This is a genomic window from Serratia sp. FS14 (genome assembly GCF_000695995.1).
Lineage (GTDB): Bacteria > Pseudomonadota > Gammaproteobacteria > Enterobacterales > Enterobacteriaceae > Serratia > Serratia nematodiphila.
Genome location: NZ_CP005927.1, coordinates 31,814 through 48,436 on the forward strand (window position 1 = coordinate 31,814; position 16,623 = coordinate 48,436).

Annotated in this window: 16 protein-coding genes; 4 read left to right on the forward strand and 12 right to left on the reverse strand. The window is 60.4% G+C overall.

The genetic code is table 11. The features are described from left to right. Positions 1 to 2: 2 nt before the first annotated feature. The 4 genes from L085_RS00185 to L085_RS00200 form a co-directional block, all read right to left on the reverse strand. Positions 3 to 1,388, reverse strand: a complete 1,386-nt coding sequence (locus L085_RS00185; protein WP_044029649.1) for a glycoside hydrolase family 1 protein — start codon at positions 1,386 to 1,388, stop codon at positions 3 to 5. Between the two features lie 43 nt (positions 1,389 to 1,431). Next, positions 1,432 to 2,793, reverse strand: a complete 1,362-nt coding sequence (gene chbC / locus L085_RS00190; protein WP_004932557.1) for a PTS N,N'-diacetylchitobiose transporter subunit IIC — start codon at positions 2,791 to 2,793, stop codon at positions 1,432 to 1,434. Positions 2,794 to 2,805: 12 nt separating this feature from the next. Next, positions 2,806 to 3,084, reverse strand: coding sequence for a PTS sugar transporter subunit IIB (locus L085_RS00195; protein WP_049870628.1), 279 nt, complete (start codon positions 3,082 to 3,084; stop codon positions 2,806 to 2,808). Positions 3,085 to 3,539: 455 nt separating this feature from the next. Further along, positions 3,540 to 4,433: a LysR family transcriptional regulator gene (locus tag L085_RS00200; RefSeq protein WP_044029652.1), complete on the reverse strand. Its 894-nt coding sequence runs from the start codon at positions 4,431 to 4,433 to the stop codon at positions 3,540 to 3,542. 106 nt (positions 4,434 to 4,539) lie between these two features. On the opposite strand from L085_RS00200, the gene L085_RS00205 reads away from it, so the two are divergent. The 4 genes from L085_RS00205 to mutS all read left to right on the forward strand — a co-directional run bounded on the left by L085_RS00205 (position 4,540) and on the right by mutS (position 10,214). Further along, positions 4,540 to 5,340, forward strand: coding sequence for a glucose 1-dehydrogenase (locus L085_RS00205; RefSeq protein ID WP_015376694.1), 801 nt, complete (start codon positions 4,540 to 4,542; stop codon positions 5,338 to 5,340). 12 nt (positions 5,341 to 5,352) lie between these two features. Further along, on the forward strand, positions 5,353 to 6,324 hold the full coding sequence (locus L085_RS00210) for an aldo/keto reductase (RefSeq protein ID WP_044029653.1): 972 nt from the start codon (positions 5,353 to 5,355) through the stop codon (positions 6,322 to 6,324). A gap of 30 nt (positions 6,325 to 6,354) precedes the next feature. Beyond that, a complete protein-coding gene (locus tag L085_RS00215) occupies positions 6,355 to 7,347 on the forward strand; it encodes a hypothetical protein (protein ID WP_226988561.1) in 993 nt (330 codons plus the stop codon). Positions 7,348 to 7,658: 311 nt separating this feature from the next. Beyond that, positions 7,659 to 10,214, forward strand: a complete 2,556-nt coding sequence (gene mutS / locus L085_RS00220) for a DNA mismatch repair protein MutS (RefSeq protein WP_004932577.1) — start codon at positions 7,659 to 7,661, stop codon at positions 10,212 to 10,214. 79 nt (positions 10,215 to 10,293) lie between these two features. On the opposite strand, the gene rpoS is transcribed toward mutS, so the two are convergent. The 8 genes from rpoS to ftsB form a co-directional block, all read right to left on the reverse strand. After that, complete coding sequence (gene rpoS / locus L085_RS00225) at positions 10,294 to 11,292, reverse strand: RNA polymerase sigma factor RpoS (protein ID WP_044029654.1); 999 nt, start codon at positions 11,290 to 11,292, stop codon at positions 10,294 to 10,296. Positions 11,293 to 11,346: 54 nt separating this feature from the next. Beyond that, positions 11,347 to 12,345 carry a murein hydrolase activator NlpD gene (gene nlpD, locus L085_RS00230; RefSeq protein WP_015376692.1) on the reverse strand — a complete coding sequence of 333 codons (999 nt, stop codon included), beginning with the start codon at positions 12,343 to 12,345 and terminating at the stop codon, positions 11,347 to 11,349. Positions 12,346 to 12,670: 325 nt separating this feature from the next. Continuing rightward, positions 12,671 to 13,297, reverse strand: a complete 627-nt coding sequence (locus tag L085_RS00235) for a protein-L-isoaspartate(D-aspartate) O-methyltransferase (RefSeq protein ID WP_044029655.1) — start codon at positions 13,295 to 13,297, stop codon at positions 12,671 to 12,673. Continuing rightward, positions 13,291 to 14,052 (reverse strand): 5'/3'-nucleotidase SurE, encoded by a 762-nt coding sequence (surE, locus tag L085_RS00240; protein ID WP_033631815.1) that lies wholly within the window; start codon positions 14,050 to 14,052, stop codon positions 13,291 to 13,293. Before surE ends, L085_RS00235 begins: the two co-directional genes overlap by 7 nt. Next, the gene (truD, locus tag L085_RS00245) at positions 14,033 to 15,079 is read right to left on the reverse strand and encodes a tRNA pseudouridine(13) synthase TruD (protein ID WP_044029656.1); all 1,047 of its coding nucleotides are present in this window, start codon (positions 15,077 to 15,079) and stop codon (positions 14,033 to 14,035) included. Before truD ends, surE begins: the two co-directional genes overlap by 20 nt. A gap of 4 nt (positions 15,080 to 15,083) precedes the next feature. Continuing rightward, the gene (gene ispF / locus L085_RS00250; protein ID WP_004932594.1) at positions 15,084 to 15,557 is read right to left on the reverse strand and encodes a 2-C-methyl-D-erythritol 2,4-cyclodiphosphate synthase; all 474 of its coding nucleotides are present in this window, start codon (positions 15,555 to 15,557) and stop codon (positions 15,084 to 15,086) included. A gap of 10 nt (positions 15,558 to 15,567) precedes the next feature. After that, positions 15,568 to 16,275 carry a 2-C-methyl-D-erythritol 4-phosphate cytidylyltransferase gene (ispD, locus tag L085_RS00255; protein WP_015376689.1) on the reverse strand — a complete coding sequence of 236 codons (708 nt, stop codon included), beginning with the start codon at positions 16,273 to 16,275 and terminating at the stop codon, positions 15,568 to 15,570. 3 nt (positions 16,276 to 16,278) lie between these two features. After that, on the reverse strand, positions 16,279 to 16,599 hold the full coding sequence (gene ftsB, locus L085_RS00260; RefSeq protein WP_016929043.1) for a cell division protein FtsB: 321 nt from the start codon (positions 16,597 to 16,599) through the stop codon (positions 16,279 to 16,281). Positions 16,600 to 16,623 lie beyond the last annotated feature (24 nt).

Genomic DNA, 16,623 nt, shown 5'->3' on the forward strand with positions numbered 1-16,623 from the left:
CGTTAGTCAAATCCGTTGCGTCTGGCCGCCTCGGCAAACCAGTAACCGCTTTTTTTGATGGTGCGCCGCTGATCCGCCCGATCCAGCCGCACCAGCCCATAACGATTCTTGTAGGCATTCAGCCAGGACCAGCAATCGATAAAGGTCCACAGATGATAACCCTTGCACTGCGAGCCTTCCGCCAGCGCGCGGTGCAGCCACTTCAGGTGCTCGCGAATAAAGTCGATGCGGTAATCGTCCTCCACCCGCCCATCGGCGCCGATAAACGCTTCTTCGCCCTCGACGCCCATGCCGTTTTCCGAAATATAACAGGGCAGATTGCCGTAGTTCTCTTTCAGATCCATCAGGATGTCGTACAGCCCCTTCTCGTAGATCTCCCAGCCGCGGTGCGGATTGATTTTGCGGCCCGGCATTGCATAGTAACTGAACAAATCCTCCGGCGATGCGATCGGCCCCTCGGCGCGCCGTCCCTCTTTCGCCTGCACCCTGCGCGGCTGGTAATAGTTGACGCCAAGGATATCCACCACGCCGCCTTCGATCAGCTGCGCGTCCTGCGGTTCGCAGTAGGGCATCAGCCCATGCCGCTCCAGCAGGTGCAACAATGCGGCCGGGTAACGCCCTTTGGCGACCGGATCGAGGAAACTGCGATTGAGCAGCAGATCGGCGTCGTGTGCCGCCTGCCGATCCTCCGGCGCGTCGGAGCGCGGATAGGTTGGGCTCAGATTCAGAATGATGCCGATGCTCCCCGGCAGCCTCCGCGCTCTGAAACGCTGCACCGCCATGGCGTGCGCCAGTACGCTGTGATACGCCACGGTGACCGCCCGTTTGAAGTCCACCACGCAAGGGTAGTGCAGGTCATTCAGGTAACCGGCTTCCACCGGCACGATCGGCTCGTTGAAGGTGAACCAGTGGGTGACCCGATCGCCAAACAGGCCGAAACAGGTATCGGCGTAACGCGCATAGGCTTCGACCACCGCCCGGCTTTCCCAACCGCCGCGCTGTTGCATGCACAGCGGCATATCGAAGTGATAGAGATTGATAAACGGGGTGATGCCCTGCGCCAGCAGCTCGTCGATCATCGCGTTATAGAACGCCACCGCCTGCGGGTTCACTTCACCGTCGCCGTCCGGGATCAGCCGCGACCACGAGATCGACGTTCTAAAGGTATTGTGGCCCAGCGTTTTGAGCAGCCCGATATCGGTGCGGAAATGGTCGTAAAAGGTCGAGGCTTCGGTCGGGCCCACCCGCTCGTGAAAGCGCTCGGGCGCGATCTCGTACCAATAGTCGAAGATGTTGCGGCTCTTGCCGTCCCGCGCGGCCGCCCCTTCAGACTGTGGCGCGGAGGTGGCGCTGCCCCACCAGAACCCGTCGGCAAATTGATATTCCATACTCGCGTCCCTCGCGGGGCGGCCACACCGCCCCGTTCCACAGTTAGAATTTCAGCGCCTTGGCGATGTCTTCTTCGCTTTCCGTCGCCGCGTCGATCTGGCTCTGCGCCTTGTTGGAGATCGCCACGAAAGGCAGATAGATCACGGTGGCGACCGCCAGGTTGAACAGGCTCAGCAACATGGCCATGATGCTGCCGTTGGTGTTAAAGAACGCCCCCAGGCCGACCGGCATGGTCCAGGGCGCGATGTTGGTGATCGGCGGGATCAGCCCGGAGTAGTAGGCCAGGGAGGTGATAATGGTCAGCACCGGCTGCACCAGGATGAACGGAATGAACATCACCGGGTTCATGATCACCGGCAGGCCGAACAGTATCGGTTCGTTGATCTGGAAGATGCCGGATGGCGTCGCCAGTTTGGCGACCTGGCGGTAATCTTCGCGGCGCGAGGCGATGAAGATGGCGATGATCAAGCCCAGCGTCGAGCCGGTGCCGCCGAGGTAGATGTAGGAGTCGACGAACGGTTTCGCCCACATGTGGAACTCTTTTCCGGCGGCCACCGCCGCTTCAACCGAACCGTATTTGTTGTACAGCTCCACGTTTTCCAGCGCGAAAGGCGTCATGATGCCGCTGTCCAGGGCCGCCAGCGCCATGGAACCGTGCACCCCAAAGAACCACAGCAGCGAGGAGAACAGTACGTACACCCAGCCCACCACGCTGCCCATCTTGGCCAGCGGCGCCGAAATGCCGTCCATGATGATCTGGTGGAAGTTGGTGCCCCAGTGCGCCAGCGCGAACGCCACCAGCCCCATGATGGAGAGGATGATGAAACCGGGGATCAGCGCCGAGAAGGAACGCGACACCGAAGCCGGCACGCTGTCCGGCAGGCTAATCACCCAGTTGCGCCGCACGATGAAGGCAAACATCTCGGCCACCACCAGCCCAATCACCATACCGGAAATGATGTTGGCGCCGCCCAACCAGTTGGCTCCCACCGCATAGGCCTCGCCGACATTGAACGGTGTGACGGTCATAAAGGCCGCCACCGCCAGCAGCGCCGAAGCGAGCGGATCGACCTTTCGCTCTTCCGCCAACGCCATGCTGATAAAGAACGGCGTCATCAGGGACATGATCCCCAGCGTGCCGTTGTAAACGCTGCCGCCGATGCTCTTCAGACTATTTAGCGTCTCGATGGTAGAGGCATCCAATCTTACGCCCAGCGAATAGAAGAACGATCCTTCGCCGAAGCTCAGGAACACGTTGTTGATCAACACGAACATCGCCCCGGTCAAGGTCAGCGGCATCAGGCGGATAAAGCCATTCTTGATGGCGTTGACGTGGGGCTGCTTACCGATTTTTACGGCGAAAGGCAGGATAACCTTCTCGAGCGAGGCAATGAGGGTATTCACGGCGGCCTCCTGTTATTGATTGGCTTTCTTGATAGCGGCCACCGCGGCCTTCAGCACGCCCAGCCCATCGACCTTGCCGTACAGCAGCGGATCGATAACCTCAACGGGTTTATTGGGCAGCTGTTTTTGCACTTCCGGCAAGGTGTAGGCGATCTGCGGCCCCAGCAGGATCAGATCCGCCTCAACGCCTTTCTCCGCAGCCAGCGCTTCCGGATAGGCGGCGATGATCACCGGCACTTCATATTTCTCGGCCTGCGCCTTCATTTTTGATACCAACAGGGAAGTGGACATACCGGCAGAACAAAACAGATAGATTTTTTCTTTTCCATACCAAGCACCTCAGATAATCAAAAAAACCCCGTGTTATTTGTATGCCAGATGCAATCACGATTGCTTCACGCACATTCCTTATGAAAATTTCCGTCACGTTGCCCTGGTTACGGACAGTATACGGAGCATGAAAAACGGATCGGTAAGCCAGGAGGAGACATAACCGTCTCTCATTGACCTGACGGATTGACCCCCTTCACATTTCGCACAAAAAAATAGTGTGACCGGGCTCTCAAATAACCGATAAAAACTCGGAATATTCGTAATAAATATTCAAATAACAATTATAAACAGCAAGTTACAAACTCACCGAGAATTTAAGGGTTTATTTGCGCCTGAACAAACGAAAAGGGAATAAAAATAGTTCAAGCTTGATTCACCTACAGCCATCCGAACGCGATAGCCGGTGAAGAGGATTAGGTGGGCAGACGCAGCAACTCGATCACCGTGCTCAGCGCCACGGAATGATTCCTGCGGTTGGGGTAATAGAGGTAAAAACCGGTAAACGGCGCGCACCAGTCGGCCAACACCCGCCGCAGCCGCCCGCTCGCCAGGTGTTCTTCTACCTCTTGTTCGATGGCGAAAGCGATGCCGACGTGCGCCAGCGCCGCCTGCACCATCATCCTGCCGTCATCGAGTATCAACGGGCTGTTAACCGCCACGGAAAACCGCTGCTCGCCCTGCTGAAATGACCATTTGTAGCGCTCGCCCGAAGAGGCCTTGCGCCAACCGATGCAGCGGTGCTGCAACAAATCCTGCGGATGCGTCGGTTCGCCGTACCGTTGAAAATAGTCCGGCGTGGCGACGATGGCGAAACGCAGATCCGGCGTCAGACGCACCGCGCGCATATCGTTGTGCAGATCCTCGCCGAGCCTAATACCGGCGTCAAAGCCCTGTTCGACAATGTTGGCAAACCCCTCGTCCGCCACCACTTCCAGCGTAATGCCGGGGTACTCGCAGGCCAACCGCTCCAGATGCGGCACGATGGCAAGATCGATGGCCGAACGCGGCGCGTTGATGCGCACCAGGCCGCGCGGCCCTTCGCGAAACACATTCAGGCTCTCCAGCGCGGCGTCGATGCCGGTAAAAGCGGGCACCAGCTGTGCCAGCAGATGCTCACCGGCCTCCGTCGGCGAGACGTTGCGGGTGGTGCGGTTTAGCAGGCGAATGCCCACCTGCGCTTCCAATTCGCGCAGGGTGTGGGTCAGCGTCGGCGGCGTCACGCCCAACCGGGCGGCGGCGCGGCGGAAGCTGCGTTCACTGGCGATAGCCACGAAGGCCGCCAGGCCGGACAGTTCAGGTTTTTTCATGCTATTGATATAAATTATCTAATAGTGAGATGAATTTTTAGCGGATAGTTATCCGTCATCTAACAACATAGCATTGCGATCGACCCCATTACCAGGTATCGATACGATGATTAATGCTACAGCTCCAACTCATGAAACGCCGCGCCGTCTGGCGGACAAAGTTGTACTGGTGAGCGGCGGCGGCACCGGCATCGGCCGCGCCGCCGCGCTGGCCTATGCCCGCGAAGGCGCCAAAGTCGCGCTGGCCGGCCGACGCGCGGCGGAAATCGAAGCCACGGCGCGCGACATCGCGCTGGCCGGCGGCGACGCCCTGCCCATCGTGGCCGACGTCTCTCAGGAAGGCGATATCCGCCAACTGATCGCCACGGTGACCGCCCATTACGGCCGGCTCGACGTCGCCTTCAACAACGCCGGCATCATCGGCAACTTCGCCCCCATCACCGAGCAGACCAGCGAGGATTTTGACCGGGTTATCGCCATTAACCTCAGGGGCGTCTGGCTGGCGATGAAATATGAGATTGAAACCTTCCTGGCTCAGCGCTCGGGCGGCGTGATCATCAACACCTCCTCTTGGCTGACCCACGGCGCGCTGGCCGGCTCATCCAGCTACTCCGCCAGCAAGGGCGCGCTCGATGCGATGATCCGCGCGGTGGCGCTCGAATACAGCGGCCAGGGCATCCGCGTCAACAACATCAACCCCGGCATCATCGACACGCCGATGGCGCGCGGCAGCGTGGCCGACAGCGCGGCGTTCGCACCCTTTATCGCCCATACGCCCGCCGGCCGCCTGGGCGAATCGGAAGACATCGGCGATGTGGCGTTGTGGTTGGCGACGGACGAGGCCCGCTTCATCACCGGCCAAAGCCTGCTGGTGGACGGCGGTTACACCATCGCCGGCATGCGCTGAGGAGACGAGGCCATGAACTACGTTCGGCTTGGCGACAGCGGCCTGAAGGTGTCCCGCCTCTGCCTGGGCTGCATGACCTATGGCGATCCGGCCTGGCGCCCCTGGGTGCTGAAGGAAGATGAAGCGCGCCCCTTTATCCGCGAAGCGCTGGAAGCGGGCATCAATTTTTTCGATACCGCCAACATTTACTCCGGCGGAGAAAGCGAGCGCATTCTCGGCCGCGCCCTGAAGGCGTTCGCCCTCCGCGAAGACGTGGTGATCGCCACCAAGGCCTACTTTCCGATGGACGCGCAGCCGAACAGCCGAGGGCTGTCGCGCAAGCACCTGCTGCACAGCGTCGACGCCTCTTTGCAGCGGTTGGGGACGGATTACCTCGATCTGTTTGTGCTGCACCGCTTCGACACCGAAACGCCGATCGAAGAAACCGCCGATACCCTCGACGGCCTGGTGCGGGCGGGCAAGATCCGCTACCTCGGCGCCTCCTCGCTGCACGCCTGGCGCCTGATGAAAATGCTGGCCTTTCAACGTCAGCACCGCCTGGCGCCGTTTATTTCGCTGCAAAGCCAATACAACCTGGTGACGCGTGAAGATGAAGAGGAGCTGATCCCGCTGTGTCTGGAGGAGGGACTCAGCCTGACGCCCTGGTCGCCGCTGGCCCGCGGCGTGCTGGCCGGTTCCGGCAACGCCGGCACGCTGCGCGCCGCCACCGACGAACAGGCGCCCCGTTGGTACGGCGGCAGAAACGAAGTGGAACGCACCGTCGCGGCGGTAGCGGAGGTGGCGGCCACGCGCGGCGTTCCACCGGCGCAGATCGCGCTGGCCTGGCTGCTGGCCAAACCCGGCGTGGCGTCGCCGCTGGTGGGCATGTCCAAGCCGCACCATCTGCAGGATGCGCTGGCGGCGCTTAATCTCAGCTTATCGCCGCAAGACGTGGCCGCGCTGGAGGCGCCGATGGCGCACGCTGCCCGCCCCGATCGCTGGTAGCCCCTTTTCCGTCATTCCAGGAGAGAAGACATGTCATATGTGCTTACCGCGCGAGCAGCGTTGTTCACTCTCGCCGCCGCACTCCCCCTGACCACTCCGGCGCAGGCCGCCGCCAATACCCACTGCGCCGAAAGCAGCATGACGCTGCCGCCCGGCGCGCTTTATCCCAACGGCATCGCCCGCGCGGCGGACGGCACGCTGTATGTCGGCCTGATCACCAGCGGCAACGTGCTGCGCAAGCGGCCGGGTAAAGCGTGGGAAACCTTTTTCCCTGGCGCTGACACTGTGTTCGCCTCAAACGCGCTGCGGCTGGACGAACGGCGCGGGTTGCTGTGGGGCAATTCGCCGGACTTCCTTTCCGGCGCCAAATCGCGCGCCAACCGCATCTATGCGCTGAACGTCGCCGATGGCACGCTCAACCGCAGCTTGGCGCTGCCGACGGGGGAAATGGGCAACGATATAGTGCTCGGCACACACGGTACGGTGTACGTGACAGAAACCCGAGGCGGCGGCATCCTGCGCCTGCGGCCGGGCGAAGCGGCATTCAGTACGCTGTTTCAGGATGCGCGGTTGGCGGCCCCCAGCGGGTTGGGCGCCGCCGGGATCGTGCTGCTCGACGATCGGCTGATGGCTGTCGCCAATTTCGGCACCGGTAAGCTTTACACTCTCAGCTATCACGATCCAAAGCCGCAGCTGGCGGAAATGCAGCTGCCGCGTCTGATTGAAAACCCGGACGGGATGGGATTGGCGCCGGACGGCGCATTGATCGTGCTGGAGAACGGGATCCAGAGCGGCCAAGGGCGGATCCTGCGGATCGCGTTGCCAAAAGCGACCGGCATGCATCGGATTGAGGTCTTGCGCGAAGGCATGGAGTCGCCGGTCAACCTGACTATCACCCCACAAGGCTGCGCCTTCGTCAGCGAGTCGCGCATCCGCCACCGCCTGCTGCCCGGCCATGAAACCGAAGTGCCCGACAGCTTCCGCATCTATCAACTGCCCTTGCCTCTCACCGCCGCGCAATAACCTCTACGCCGCCTCAGCGGGCGGCGACACTTGCGTTGTTGCCCGCAGGCGAACGACAATCTCGCTTCGTTGCAAACCGGCCTTGCGCAGCGCTTCCCATTTTTACCTGTGACAGCCGATTGCCCGCTGGGCTAGTATAAGCGTCTGTGCAAACCTTGGGTTTGAACACGCCGTTTGGCGTTTTGATGACTTGATTTGCGCCGCCCGCCAAGCGCTGAATGGGGCGACGCCTGCTGAAACAATGTGATAGCGAATGACGACAATGAAAATCACAGTGACCTTTACATTCAATGGATTGGAAAAATAATCGCATGAATAGCACCGATAAACTCGATTCGCACACGCCGATGATGCAGCAGTACCTGCGCCTCAAGGCCCAGCATCCTGAAATCCTGCTGTTCTACCGCATGGGCGACTTCTACGAGCTATTTTACGACGACGCCAAGCGCGCTTCCCAACTGCTGGATATCTCGCTGACCAAACGCGGCGCCTCGGCGGGCGAACCGATCCCAATGGCCGGCGTGCCACACCACGCAGTGGAGAACTACCTGGCCAAGCTGGTGCAGCTCGGCGAGTCCGTCGCCATCTGCGAGCAGATCGGCGATCCGGCCACCAGCAAAGGGCCGGTCGAACGCAAAGTGGTGCGTATCGTCACCCCCGGCACCATCACCGACGAAGCGCTGCTGCAAGAACGCCAGGACAACCTGCTGGCGGCGATCTGGCAGGACGCGCGCGGCTTCGGCTACGCCACGCTGGACGTCAGCTCCGGCCGCTTCCGCGTCGCCGAGCCGCAGGATCTGGAAACCATGGCCGCCGAGCTGCAGCGCACCAATCCGGCCGAGCTGCTCTATCCGGAAACCTTCGAACACATGGCGCTGATCGAACAGCGCCACGGCCTGCGCCGCCGCCCGCTGTGGGAATTCGAGCTTGAGACCGCACGCCAACAGCTCAACCTGCAGTTCGGCACCCGCGACTTGACCGGCTTCGGCGTCGAACAGGCGCACCAGGCGCTACGCGCCGCCGGCTGTCTGCTGCAGTACGTCAAAGATACCCAACGCACTTCGCTGCCGCACATTCGCGGCATCACCATGGAACGCCAGCAGGACGGCATCATCATGGATGCCGCCACCCGCCGCAACCTGGAGCTGACGCAGAGCCTGTCTGGCGGCAGCGACAACACGCTGGCGGCGATCCTCGACCGTACGGTCACGCCGATGGGCAGCCGCATGCTGAAACGCTGGCTGCACATGCCGACCCGCGACATCAAGGTGCTGACCGCCCGCCAACAGGCGATCGGCGCATTGCAGGAACTGTTCGCGGATCTGCAGCCTTCGCTGCGTCAGGTAGGCGATCAGGAACGTATTTTGGCGCGTTTGGCGCTGCGCACCGCCCGGCCGCGCGATCTGGCGCGCATGCGCCATGCTTTCCAGCAACTGCCGGACATCCGCGCGCTGCTGCAGGATGTGAAAACGCCGCACGTGCAGCAGCTGCTGTCGCAGGTGGGCCAGTTTGACGAACTGCGCGAGCTGCTGGAACGCGCGGTCATTGAATCACCACCGGTGCTGGTGCGCGACGGCGGCGTGATCGCCCCCGGTTACAACAGCGAACTGGATGAGTGGCGGGCACTGGCCGACGGCGCCAGCGACTACCTCGATCGGCTGGAGATTCGCGAGCGTGAAAAGCTGGGTCTGGATACGCTCAAGGTCGGCTTCAACGGCGTACACGGCTATTACATTCAGGTCAGCCGCGGTCAAAGCCACCTGGTGCCGATCCACTATGTACGCCGTCAGACGCTGAAAAATGCCGAGCGCTACATCATCCCGGAACTGAAAGAGTACGAAGACAAAGTGCTCACCTCCAAGGGTAAGGCGCTGGCGATCGAGAAAAGCCTGTACGACGAGCTGTTCGATCTGCTGCTGCCGCACCTGGCGGAACTGCAACAAAGCGCCGCCGCGCTGGCCGAGCTGGACGTGCTGGCCAACCTGGCCGAGCGCGCCGATACCCTGAACTACGCTTGCCCGACCATGAGCGAGCAGCCGGGGATCCGCATTACCGAAGGCCGCCATCCGGTGGTGGAGCAGGTGCTGAGCGAGCCGTTTATCTCCAACCCGCTCACCCTGTCGCCGCAGCGCCGCATGTTGATCATAACCGGTCCGAACATGGGCGGTAAAAGCACCTATATGCGGCAAACGGCGCTGATCGTGCTGATGGCGCACATCGGCAGCTACGTGCCGGCCACCAAGGCCACCATCGGCCCGGTGGATCGCATCTTCACCCGCGTCGGCGCGGCGGACGATCTGGCTTCCGGCCGCTCCACCTTCATGGTGGAGATGACCGAAACCGCCAACATTCTGCACAACGCCACCGAGCACAGCCTGGTGTTGATGGATGAAATCGGCCGCGGCACCTCCACCTACGACGGCCTGTCGCTGGCCTGGGCCTGCGCCGAGAACCTGGCCAACCGCATCAAGGCGATGACGCTGTTCGCCACCCACTACTTCGAGCTGACGACCCTGCCGGAGAAGATGGAAGGCGTGGTCAACGTGCATCTGGATGCGCTTGAACACGGCGACACCATCGCCTTCATGCACAGCGTACAAGACGGTGCCGCCAGCAAAAGCTATGGCCTGGCGGTCGCCGCACTGGCCGGCGTGCCGCGCGACGTCATCAAACGCGCCCGTCAGAAACTGCGCGAGCTGGAGTCTATTTCCAGCCACACCGCATCGGGCAGCGTCGATGCCACCCAGATGACGCTGCTGCAGGAAGAGACCTCGCCGGCGGTAGAAGCCCTGGAGGCGCTTGATCCGGATTCCCTGTCGCCGCGACAGGCGCTGGAATGGATCTACCGGCTGAAAAATATGGTGTAGTCTGGCGCCAAACGCGGGCATAAAAAAACGGTGAGCATCATGCTCACCGTTTTTATTTGATGCGGTTCAACAACCGGTGTTATTCGCGGAACAGCGCCTCAATGCTCAGGCCCTGCATCTGCAAAATCTCACGCAGACGGCGCAGACCTTCTACCTGAATCTGACGGACGCGCTCGCGCGTCAGGCCAATCTCCCGGCCTACGTCTTCCAGCGTCGCCGCTTCATAGCCCAGCAGGCCGAAACGACGCGCCAACACTTCACGCTGTTTGGCGTTCAGTTCGAACAACCATTTGACGATGCTTTGCTTCATATCGTCATCTTGCGTGGTGTCTTCAGGCCCGTTGTCCTTCTCGTCGGCCAGAATGTCCAGCAGCGCTTTCTCCGAATCCCCGCCCAGCGGCGTATCCACCGAGGTGATGCGCTCATTCAGGCGCAGCATGCGGCTGACGTCATCCACCGGCTTGTCGAGTTGCTCGGCAATTTCTTCAGCGCTCGGTTCATGATCCAGCTTGTGGGAAAGCTCGCGCGCGGTGCGCAGATAGACATTCAGTTCTTTGACGATATGGATAGGCAAACGAATGGTACGGGTTTGGTTCATGATCGCCCGTTCAATCGTCTGACGGATCCACCAGGTTGCATAAGTGGAGAAGCGGAAGCCGCGTTCCGGGTCGAATTTTTCCACTGCGCGAATCAGACCGAGGTTACCCTCTTCGATCAGATCCAGCAGCGCCAGACCGCGGTTGCTGTAGCGGCGGGCGATTTTCACCACCAGCCGCAGGTTGCTTTCAATCATGCGGCGGCGGGACGGCACATCACCGCGCAGAGCACGCCGCGCAAAATAGACTTCTTCCTCTGCGGTCAGCAGAGGTGAATAACCGATCTCACCCAGATAGAGCTGCGTCGCATCCAATACGCGTTGCGTAACGCCTTGAAACAACAGCTCTTCTTCCGCTAAATCGTTCTCGCTGGTCTCTTCTTCTACCAGCGCTTTTTCATCAAACGACTCGGCCTCAGCTCCATTCTCGTCGAAATCCGCATCATCATGTAACTCGTTAACTTTCAGCGTATTTTGGCTCATATGCTGCTCCTACCCGTGATACCGCGAGCAGAATCTCAGCGTATTCTGCCCAATCTATCGCTGCGGAAGATAACGCAGCGGGTTTACGGATTTCCCCTTGTAACGAATTTCAAAATGCAAACGTACTGAACTGGTACCGGTGCTACCCATGGTGGCTATTTTTTGACCCGCCTTCACTTCTTGTTGTTCCCGGACCAGCATTGTGTCGTTATGAGCGTAGGCGCTCAGGTAATCATCATTATGTTTGATGATGATTAGATTACCGTAACCCCGTAAAGCGTTGCCTGCATACACTACGCGGCCATCGGCGGTAGCGAAGATAGGCTGCCCACGGGAACCGGCGATATCGACACCCTTATTCCCACCTTCTGATGAGGAAAAGTTATCAATAACCTTACCGTCAGTCGGCCATCTCCAGGTACTGACCGGAGCGCTGTTGCTGACGGTGCTGCTCACAGGTGGAGCGGCTTCCGGCGCGGTAACAGGCGCAGTCGCGGTCCCAACCGCTGCGGCACCTGCTGCAGGTAACATCTTACCTACATTCTGTTTACCCGAGTTTTCAGAATACGCGTTAGTTGATTGAGAATCAACCGTTGCCGTCTGGATCTGGGAGCTGGAAGGTGGCTTCGGAACACCGCCTTTGGTCGCATCTGTCGTCGCCAACATGCCGCCGCCGCCGTTGGCAGAACCATTACCAAGCTGAATGGTTTGGCCAACATTCAGGCTGTATGGCTCGGGAATATTGTTGCGCTGCGCCAGATCGCGGAAATCATTGCCGGTGATCCAGGCGATATAAAACAGCGTGTCGCCGCGCTTGACCGTATAAGTTTCGCCGCCGCTGTAGCTCCCTTTAGGGATGGCGTTATAACTGCGGTTATAGACAATGCGGCCCTCTGGGCTGGCCTGCTGCACTCCGCCATTATTATTGCCGGATGGAGCGGCACCGCCGCCCCCCACGCTGCTGATAGGAGCCGACGTCGAGGCCGTATTCGTACAACCCGCCAACCACAAACTTACCATCGTACACACCGCTACCCGGCGTAACGTAATCATTGGGCTTCCCGTGCTCATGCTTCCCCCATGACAGCAATATCAGTGATATATCCAAAATACCCTTTACATCGTAGCCGAGCTTTTGCCACTTCCCAGTTTCTGCGATGTAAAGGCGCCGCCGGCCGATCCCTGAACGCCAGGTCATCTCGCGCCGGAGCATCAAAACGCGCGCCAATGCTAACCACATTGGCGTTGCCGCACCATAAGACAACTACGTAGAAAGGCCAATTCTAGTGAAAATTAGCCTGATTGGAACGAGAAAACCTTATCCGGCCATGATGAAAGTGCAACAGATTTTGCAGACGGTCGAAAATTCAGACAATCGCTAGGCCAATTCGCCTTTCACCAACGGCACAAAGCGCACCGCCTCTACCGCATCGACAACGAAATCGTTGCCATGACGCTGAATGCGTTTGAGGGTTTGGGCCTGCTCGCCCACCGGCAACACCAAAATGCCGCCGTCGTCCAGCTGCTCCACCAGTGCCTGCGGGATCTCCGGCGGCGCGGCAGTGACGATGATCGCATCGAACGGGCCGCGCGACGCCCAACCCAGCCAGCCGTCGCCATGGCGGGTGGAAACATTGTGAAGATCGAGCTGTTTCAGGCGGCGCTTGGCCTGCCACTGCAGCCCCTTGATGCGTTCGACGGAACAAACGTGTTGCACCAGGTGCGCCAGGATAGCGGTTTGATAACCGGAACCAGTACCGATCTCCAGCACCCTTGAGGTAGGTTTCAGATTCAGCAGCTCGGTCATCCGCGCCACCATATAAGGCTGGGAAATGGTCTGACCGGAACCGATCGGCAATGCGGTGTTTTCGTAGGCCTTATGATCCAGCGCTTCATCGACAAAACGCTCGCGCGGCACCGCTTCGATCGCCCGCAGCAGCTTTTCGTCTCGGATCCCCTGCTGCCGCAGCTGCGTCAGCAATGTTTGCATGCGCTTATTCACCATTCCCCGCTAACCTCTGCCTTGGTTAACCATGTTTTCACGACTTCTTGCGCCGCGTAGGCGGTTAAATCCACCTGCAGCGGCGTTATCGCCACATAGCCTTGTTCCACCGCCGCAAAGTCGGTATCCGGCCCGGCATCAAATTTATCACCAGGCGGCCCGATCCAGTAGATATTTTGTCCGCGCGGATCCTGCTGGCAGAAGACCTTGTCGGCGGGATGGCGGCTGCCGCAGCGGGTAACGCGCAGGCCTTTGATCTCAGCCAGCGGCAGATCCGGCACGTTAATATTCAGAATTTTTCCGGTACGTAGCGGTTCGCGCTGCAGCGCGCGCAGGATGCGGCAGGTAATGGCGGCGGCGGTCGCGTAGTGCCGGTGGCCGTTCAGCGACACCGCCAAGGCAGGCAACCCCAGGTGCCGGCCCTCCATCGCCGCCGCGACGGTGCCGGAATAGATAACGTCATCGCCCAAATTCGGCCCGGCGTTAATGCCGGATACCACGATATCGGGTGCCGGGCGCATCAATGCGTTGACGCCAAGGTAAACGCAGTCGGTCGGCGTCCCTTGCAACACCGCAATATCCCCGTTGGCCAGCGTCTGCGTGCGCAACGGCGACTCCAGCGTTAAAGCATTGGAAGAGCCGCTGCGGTTACGATCCGGCGCCACGACCTGCACTTCGGCGAATTCCCGCAGCGCCGCCGCCAGCACCTGAATGCCCGGGGCGCTGACGCCGTCATCGTTACTCAGCAATATCCGCATCACTGTTATCCTGCTGCATGATCTCGCGAACCACGCTGGTAGCAAAGCTGCCCGCCGGCAGCCAGAAGCGCAGTTCCACGGTAACGTCATCCCACCAGTTCCACTGCAAATTTTGCGGCTGCAACAGCAGGGCCCGACGAGCGGGTTCAACACGCTCGCGCTTTAAAAGCGTAATCAATTCCGGCTGCTCCGCCAGGCATCGTTGTTCAAACGCCAACGCGTCGCCGACAGTGCCCGGTTCGCCGTCGCCCGGCAATGCCGCGGTGACAACCAGTTCACCGGCATCCAAACGCTGTTGAAGCGTCTCCAGCTCATCGGCTTTGGCGACGAACCAGCTGCCGCGCCCACTCAGCTGCAGGGCATCCCCTTCCAGCACGGTGCGCTGCAGCCCGTCAGCCAGGCGTTGGCTCGCGATCAGATTGAACAGCGCGCTGCGGCTGGCGGACAGGTAGAAGCTGCGCTTACTGCGCTCTTTGACACGAATTTCGTCGTTCGCCCAGCGGCACGCCATCACCAGGTTGTTGCCGCCGCGGCCGAAGCGTTGGCTGCCGAAATAGTTTGGCACGCCCTGCGCGGCGATGGCCTGCAGGCGACGTTCCACGTCCTGCCGATCGGAAATCTGGCGCAGCACCAGCGTAAAGTGGTTGCCCTTCAGATTGCCGATGCGCATTTTGCGCAGGTGGCGGGCGAACGAGAGCACCTCGCAGCCTTCCAGCGTAAATCGGGAGAAATCCGGCGTGTCCTTACCCGGCATATGCAGGCAGAACCACTGTTCGGTCACCGCGTGGCGATCCTTCAAACCGGCATAGCTGACAGAACGGGCGTGAATACCGGCGAAGCGCGCCAGATAGTCGGCCACGAACTGGGTATTGCAGCCGTTTTTACGGATATTTACCAGCACGTGCTCACCTTCACCGTCCGGCGCAAAGCCCAGATCTTCGACCACCACAAAATCTTCCGGATTGGCTTTCAACACCCCGGAACTCTGCGGCCGGCCATGCAGCCAGGTCAGATTCGCCATATCCATGCGGTTATTCCTTGATCAGCAAGGCGACCGCTTCGCAGGCGATGCCCTCGCCGCGCCCGGTGAAACCGAGCTGTTCGGTGGTGGTGGCCTTCACGTTGACGTCATCCATATGGCACTGCAGGTCTTCCGCCAGGAAGACGCGCATCTGCGGGATGTGCGGCGCCATTTTCGGCGCCTGAGCGATGATGGTGATATCGAGGTTACCGAGGCGGTAACCTTTGGCGCGGATGCGTTTCCAGGCTTCGCGCAGCAGCTCGCGGCTGTCGGCGCCTTTGAAGGCCGGATCGGTATCGGGGAACAGTTTGCCGATATCGCCCAGCGCCGCCGCCCCCAGCAGGGCGTCGGTGGCGGCATGCAGCGCGACGTCACCGTCGGAGTGGGCCAGCAAGCCTTTGTCGTAAGGGATGCGAACACCGCCGATCACCAACGGGCCTTCGCCGCCGAATTTATGTACATCAAAACCGTGACCGATACGCATGATGCGCTCCTTAATTGTCTAACTGGGTCAAATAGAACGCCGCCAGCGCCAAATCCTCCGGCCGCGTTACTTTAATGTTGTCCGCCCGGCCGGCGATCAGCTGCGGATGATAGCCGCAATGTTCCAGCGCCGAGGCTTCGTCGGTGACGTTCGCGCCTTCATCCAGCGCGCGCTGCAGGCACTGCTTGAGCAGCGGCAGCGGAAACAGCTGCGGCGTCAGCGCATGCCACAGATCCTGCCGTTCAACGGTGTGGGCGATGGTGTCGCGGCCGGGTTCGGCGCGCTTCATGGTGTCGCGCACCGGCGCGGCGAGAATGCCGCCCACCTTGCTGTGTGCGGTGATCGCCAGCAGGCGCTCGAGATCGTCGGCGTGCAGGCAGGGGCGCGCGGCGTCGTGCACCAACACCCAGTCCGCATCACCCGCCAGTTTCAACCCGGCCATCACCGAATCGGCGCGCTGTTTGCCGCCCTCGGTGACGGTCACCCGCGGATCCTGAGCGATGGGCAGCCGTTCGAACTGACGATCTTCCGGGCCGATCGCCACGATCACCCGTTCAATGCGCGGGTGGCGCAACAGGGCATGGATAGCGTGTTCGACGATGCTGTGCCGGCCGATGGTTAAATATTGCTTCGGGCATTCCGCCTGCATGCGGCTGCCGATACCGGCAGCGGGCAGGACGGCAATCACCGAGGGAAAGGTACCTGCGGAGTGATTCATGCGTTATTTTTGTGCGTTGTTTTGCGAAGAAGACGCCGCGTTGCGCCTGGATTGGTCAGGAACCAGACGATAGAAAGTCTCACCGGGCTTGATCATGCCCAGCTCATTACGCGCACGCTCTTCGATCGCTTCCTGTCCGCCGTTCAAATCATCGATTTCGGCAAACAGCTGATCGTTACGCGCTTTCAACTTGGCGTTGTTGCCCTGCTGGACCGCAACGTCTTCATTGACCCGCACGTAATCGTGAATACCATTTTTGCCCAGCCACAGTGAATACTGTAACCAACCGAGCAATGCCAGCAATAGCAGCGTAAGTTTTCCCATCTCCGCCCCCTGAAAAACCGACCA

Bases quoted from the DNA above. Each gene is read 5' to 3' on its own strand.
- L085_RS00185 (WP_044029649.1), bottom strand. From the start codon at position 1,388: ATGGAATATCAATTTGCCGACGGGTTCTGGTGGGGCAGCGCCACCTCC.
- rpoS (WP_044029654.1), bottom strand. From the start codon at position 11,292: ATGAGCCAAAATACGCTGAAAGTTAACGAGTTACATGATGATGCGGAT.
- L085_RS00200 (WP_044029652.1), bottom strand. From the start codon at position 4,433: ATGAAAAAACCTGAACTGTCCGGCCTGGCGGCCTTCGTGGCTATCGCC.
- L085_RS00235 (WP_044029655.1), bottom strand. From the start codon at position 13,297: ATGGTGAATAAGCGCATGCAAACATTGCTGACGCAGCTGCGGCAGCAG.
- nlpD (WP_015376692.1), bottom strand. From the start codon at position 12,345: ATGATTACGTTACGCCGGGTAGCGGTGTGTACGATGGTAAGTTTGTGG.
- ftsB (WP_016929043.1), bottom strand. From the start codon at position 16,599: ATGGGAAAACTTACGCTGCTATTGCTGGCATTGCTCGGTTGGTTACAG.
- surE (WP_033631815.1), bottom strand. From the start codon at position 14,052: ATGCGGATATTGCTGAGTAACGATGACGGCGTCAGCGCCCCGGGCATT.
- ispD (WP_015376689.1), bottom strand. From the start codon at position 16,275: ATGAATCACTCCGCAGGTACCTTTCCCTCGGTGATTGCCGTCCTGCCC.
- mutS (WP_004932577.1), top strand. From the start codon at position 7,659: ATGAATAGCACCGATAAACTCGATTCGCACACGCCGATGATGCAGCAG.
- L085_RS00215 (WP_226988561.1), top strand. From the start codon at position 6,355: ATGTCATATGTGCTTACCGCGCGAGCAGCGTTGTTCACTCTCGCCGCC.
- L085_RS00205 (WP_015376694.1), top strand. From the start codon at position 4,540: ATGATTAATGCTACAGCTCCAACTCATGAAACGCCGCGCCGTCTGGCG.
- ispF (WP_004932594.1), bottom strand. From the start codon at position 15,557: ATGCGTATCGGTCACGGTTTTGATGTACATAAATTCGGCGGCGAAGGC.
- L085_RS00195 (WP_049870628.1), bottom strand. From the start codon at position 3,084: ATGTCCACTTCCCTGTTGGTATCAAAAATGAAGGCGCAGGCCGAGAAA.
- L085_RS00210 (WP_044029653.1), top strand. From the start codon at position 5,353: ATGAACTACGTTCGGCTTGGCGACAGCGGCCTGAAGGTGTCCCGCCTC.
- truD (WP_044029656.1), bottom strand. From the start codon at position 15,079: ATGGATATGGCGAATCTGACCTGGCTGCATGGCCGGCCGCAGAGTTCC.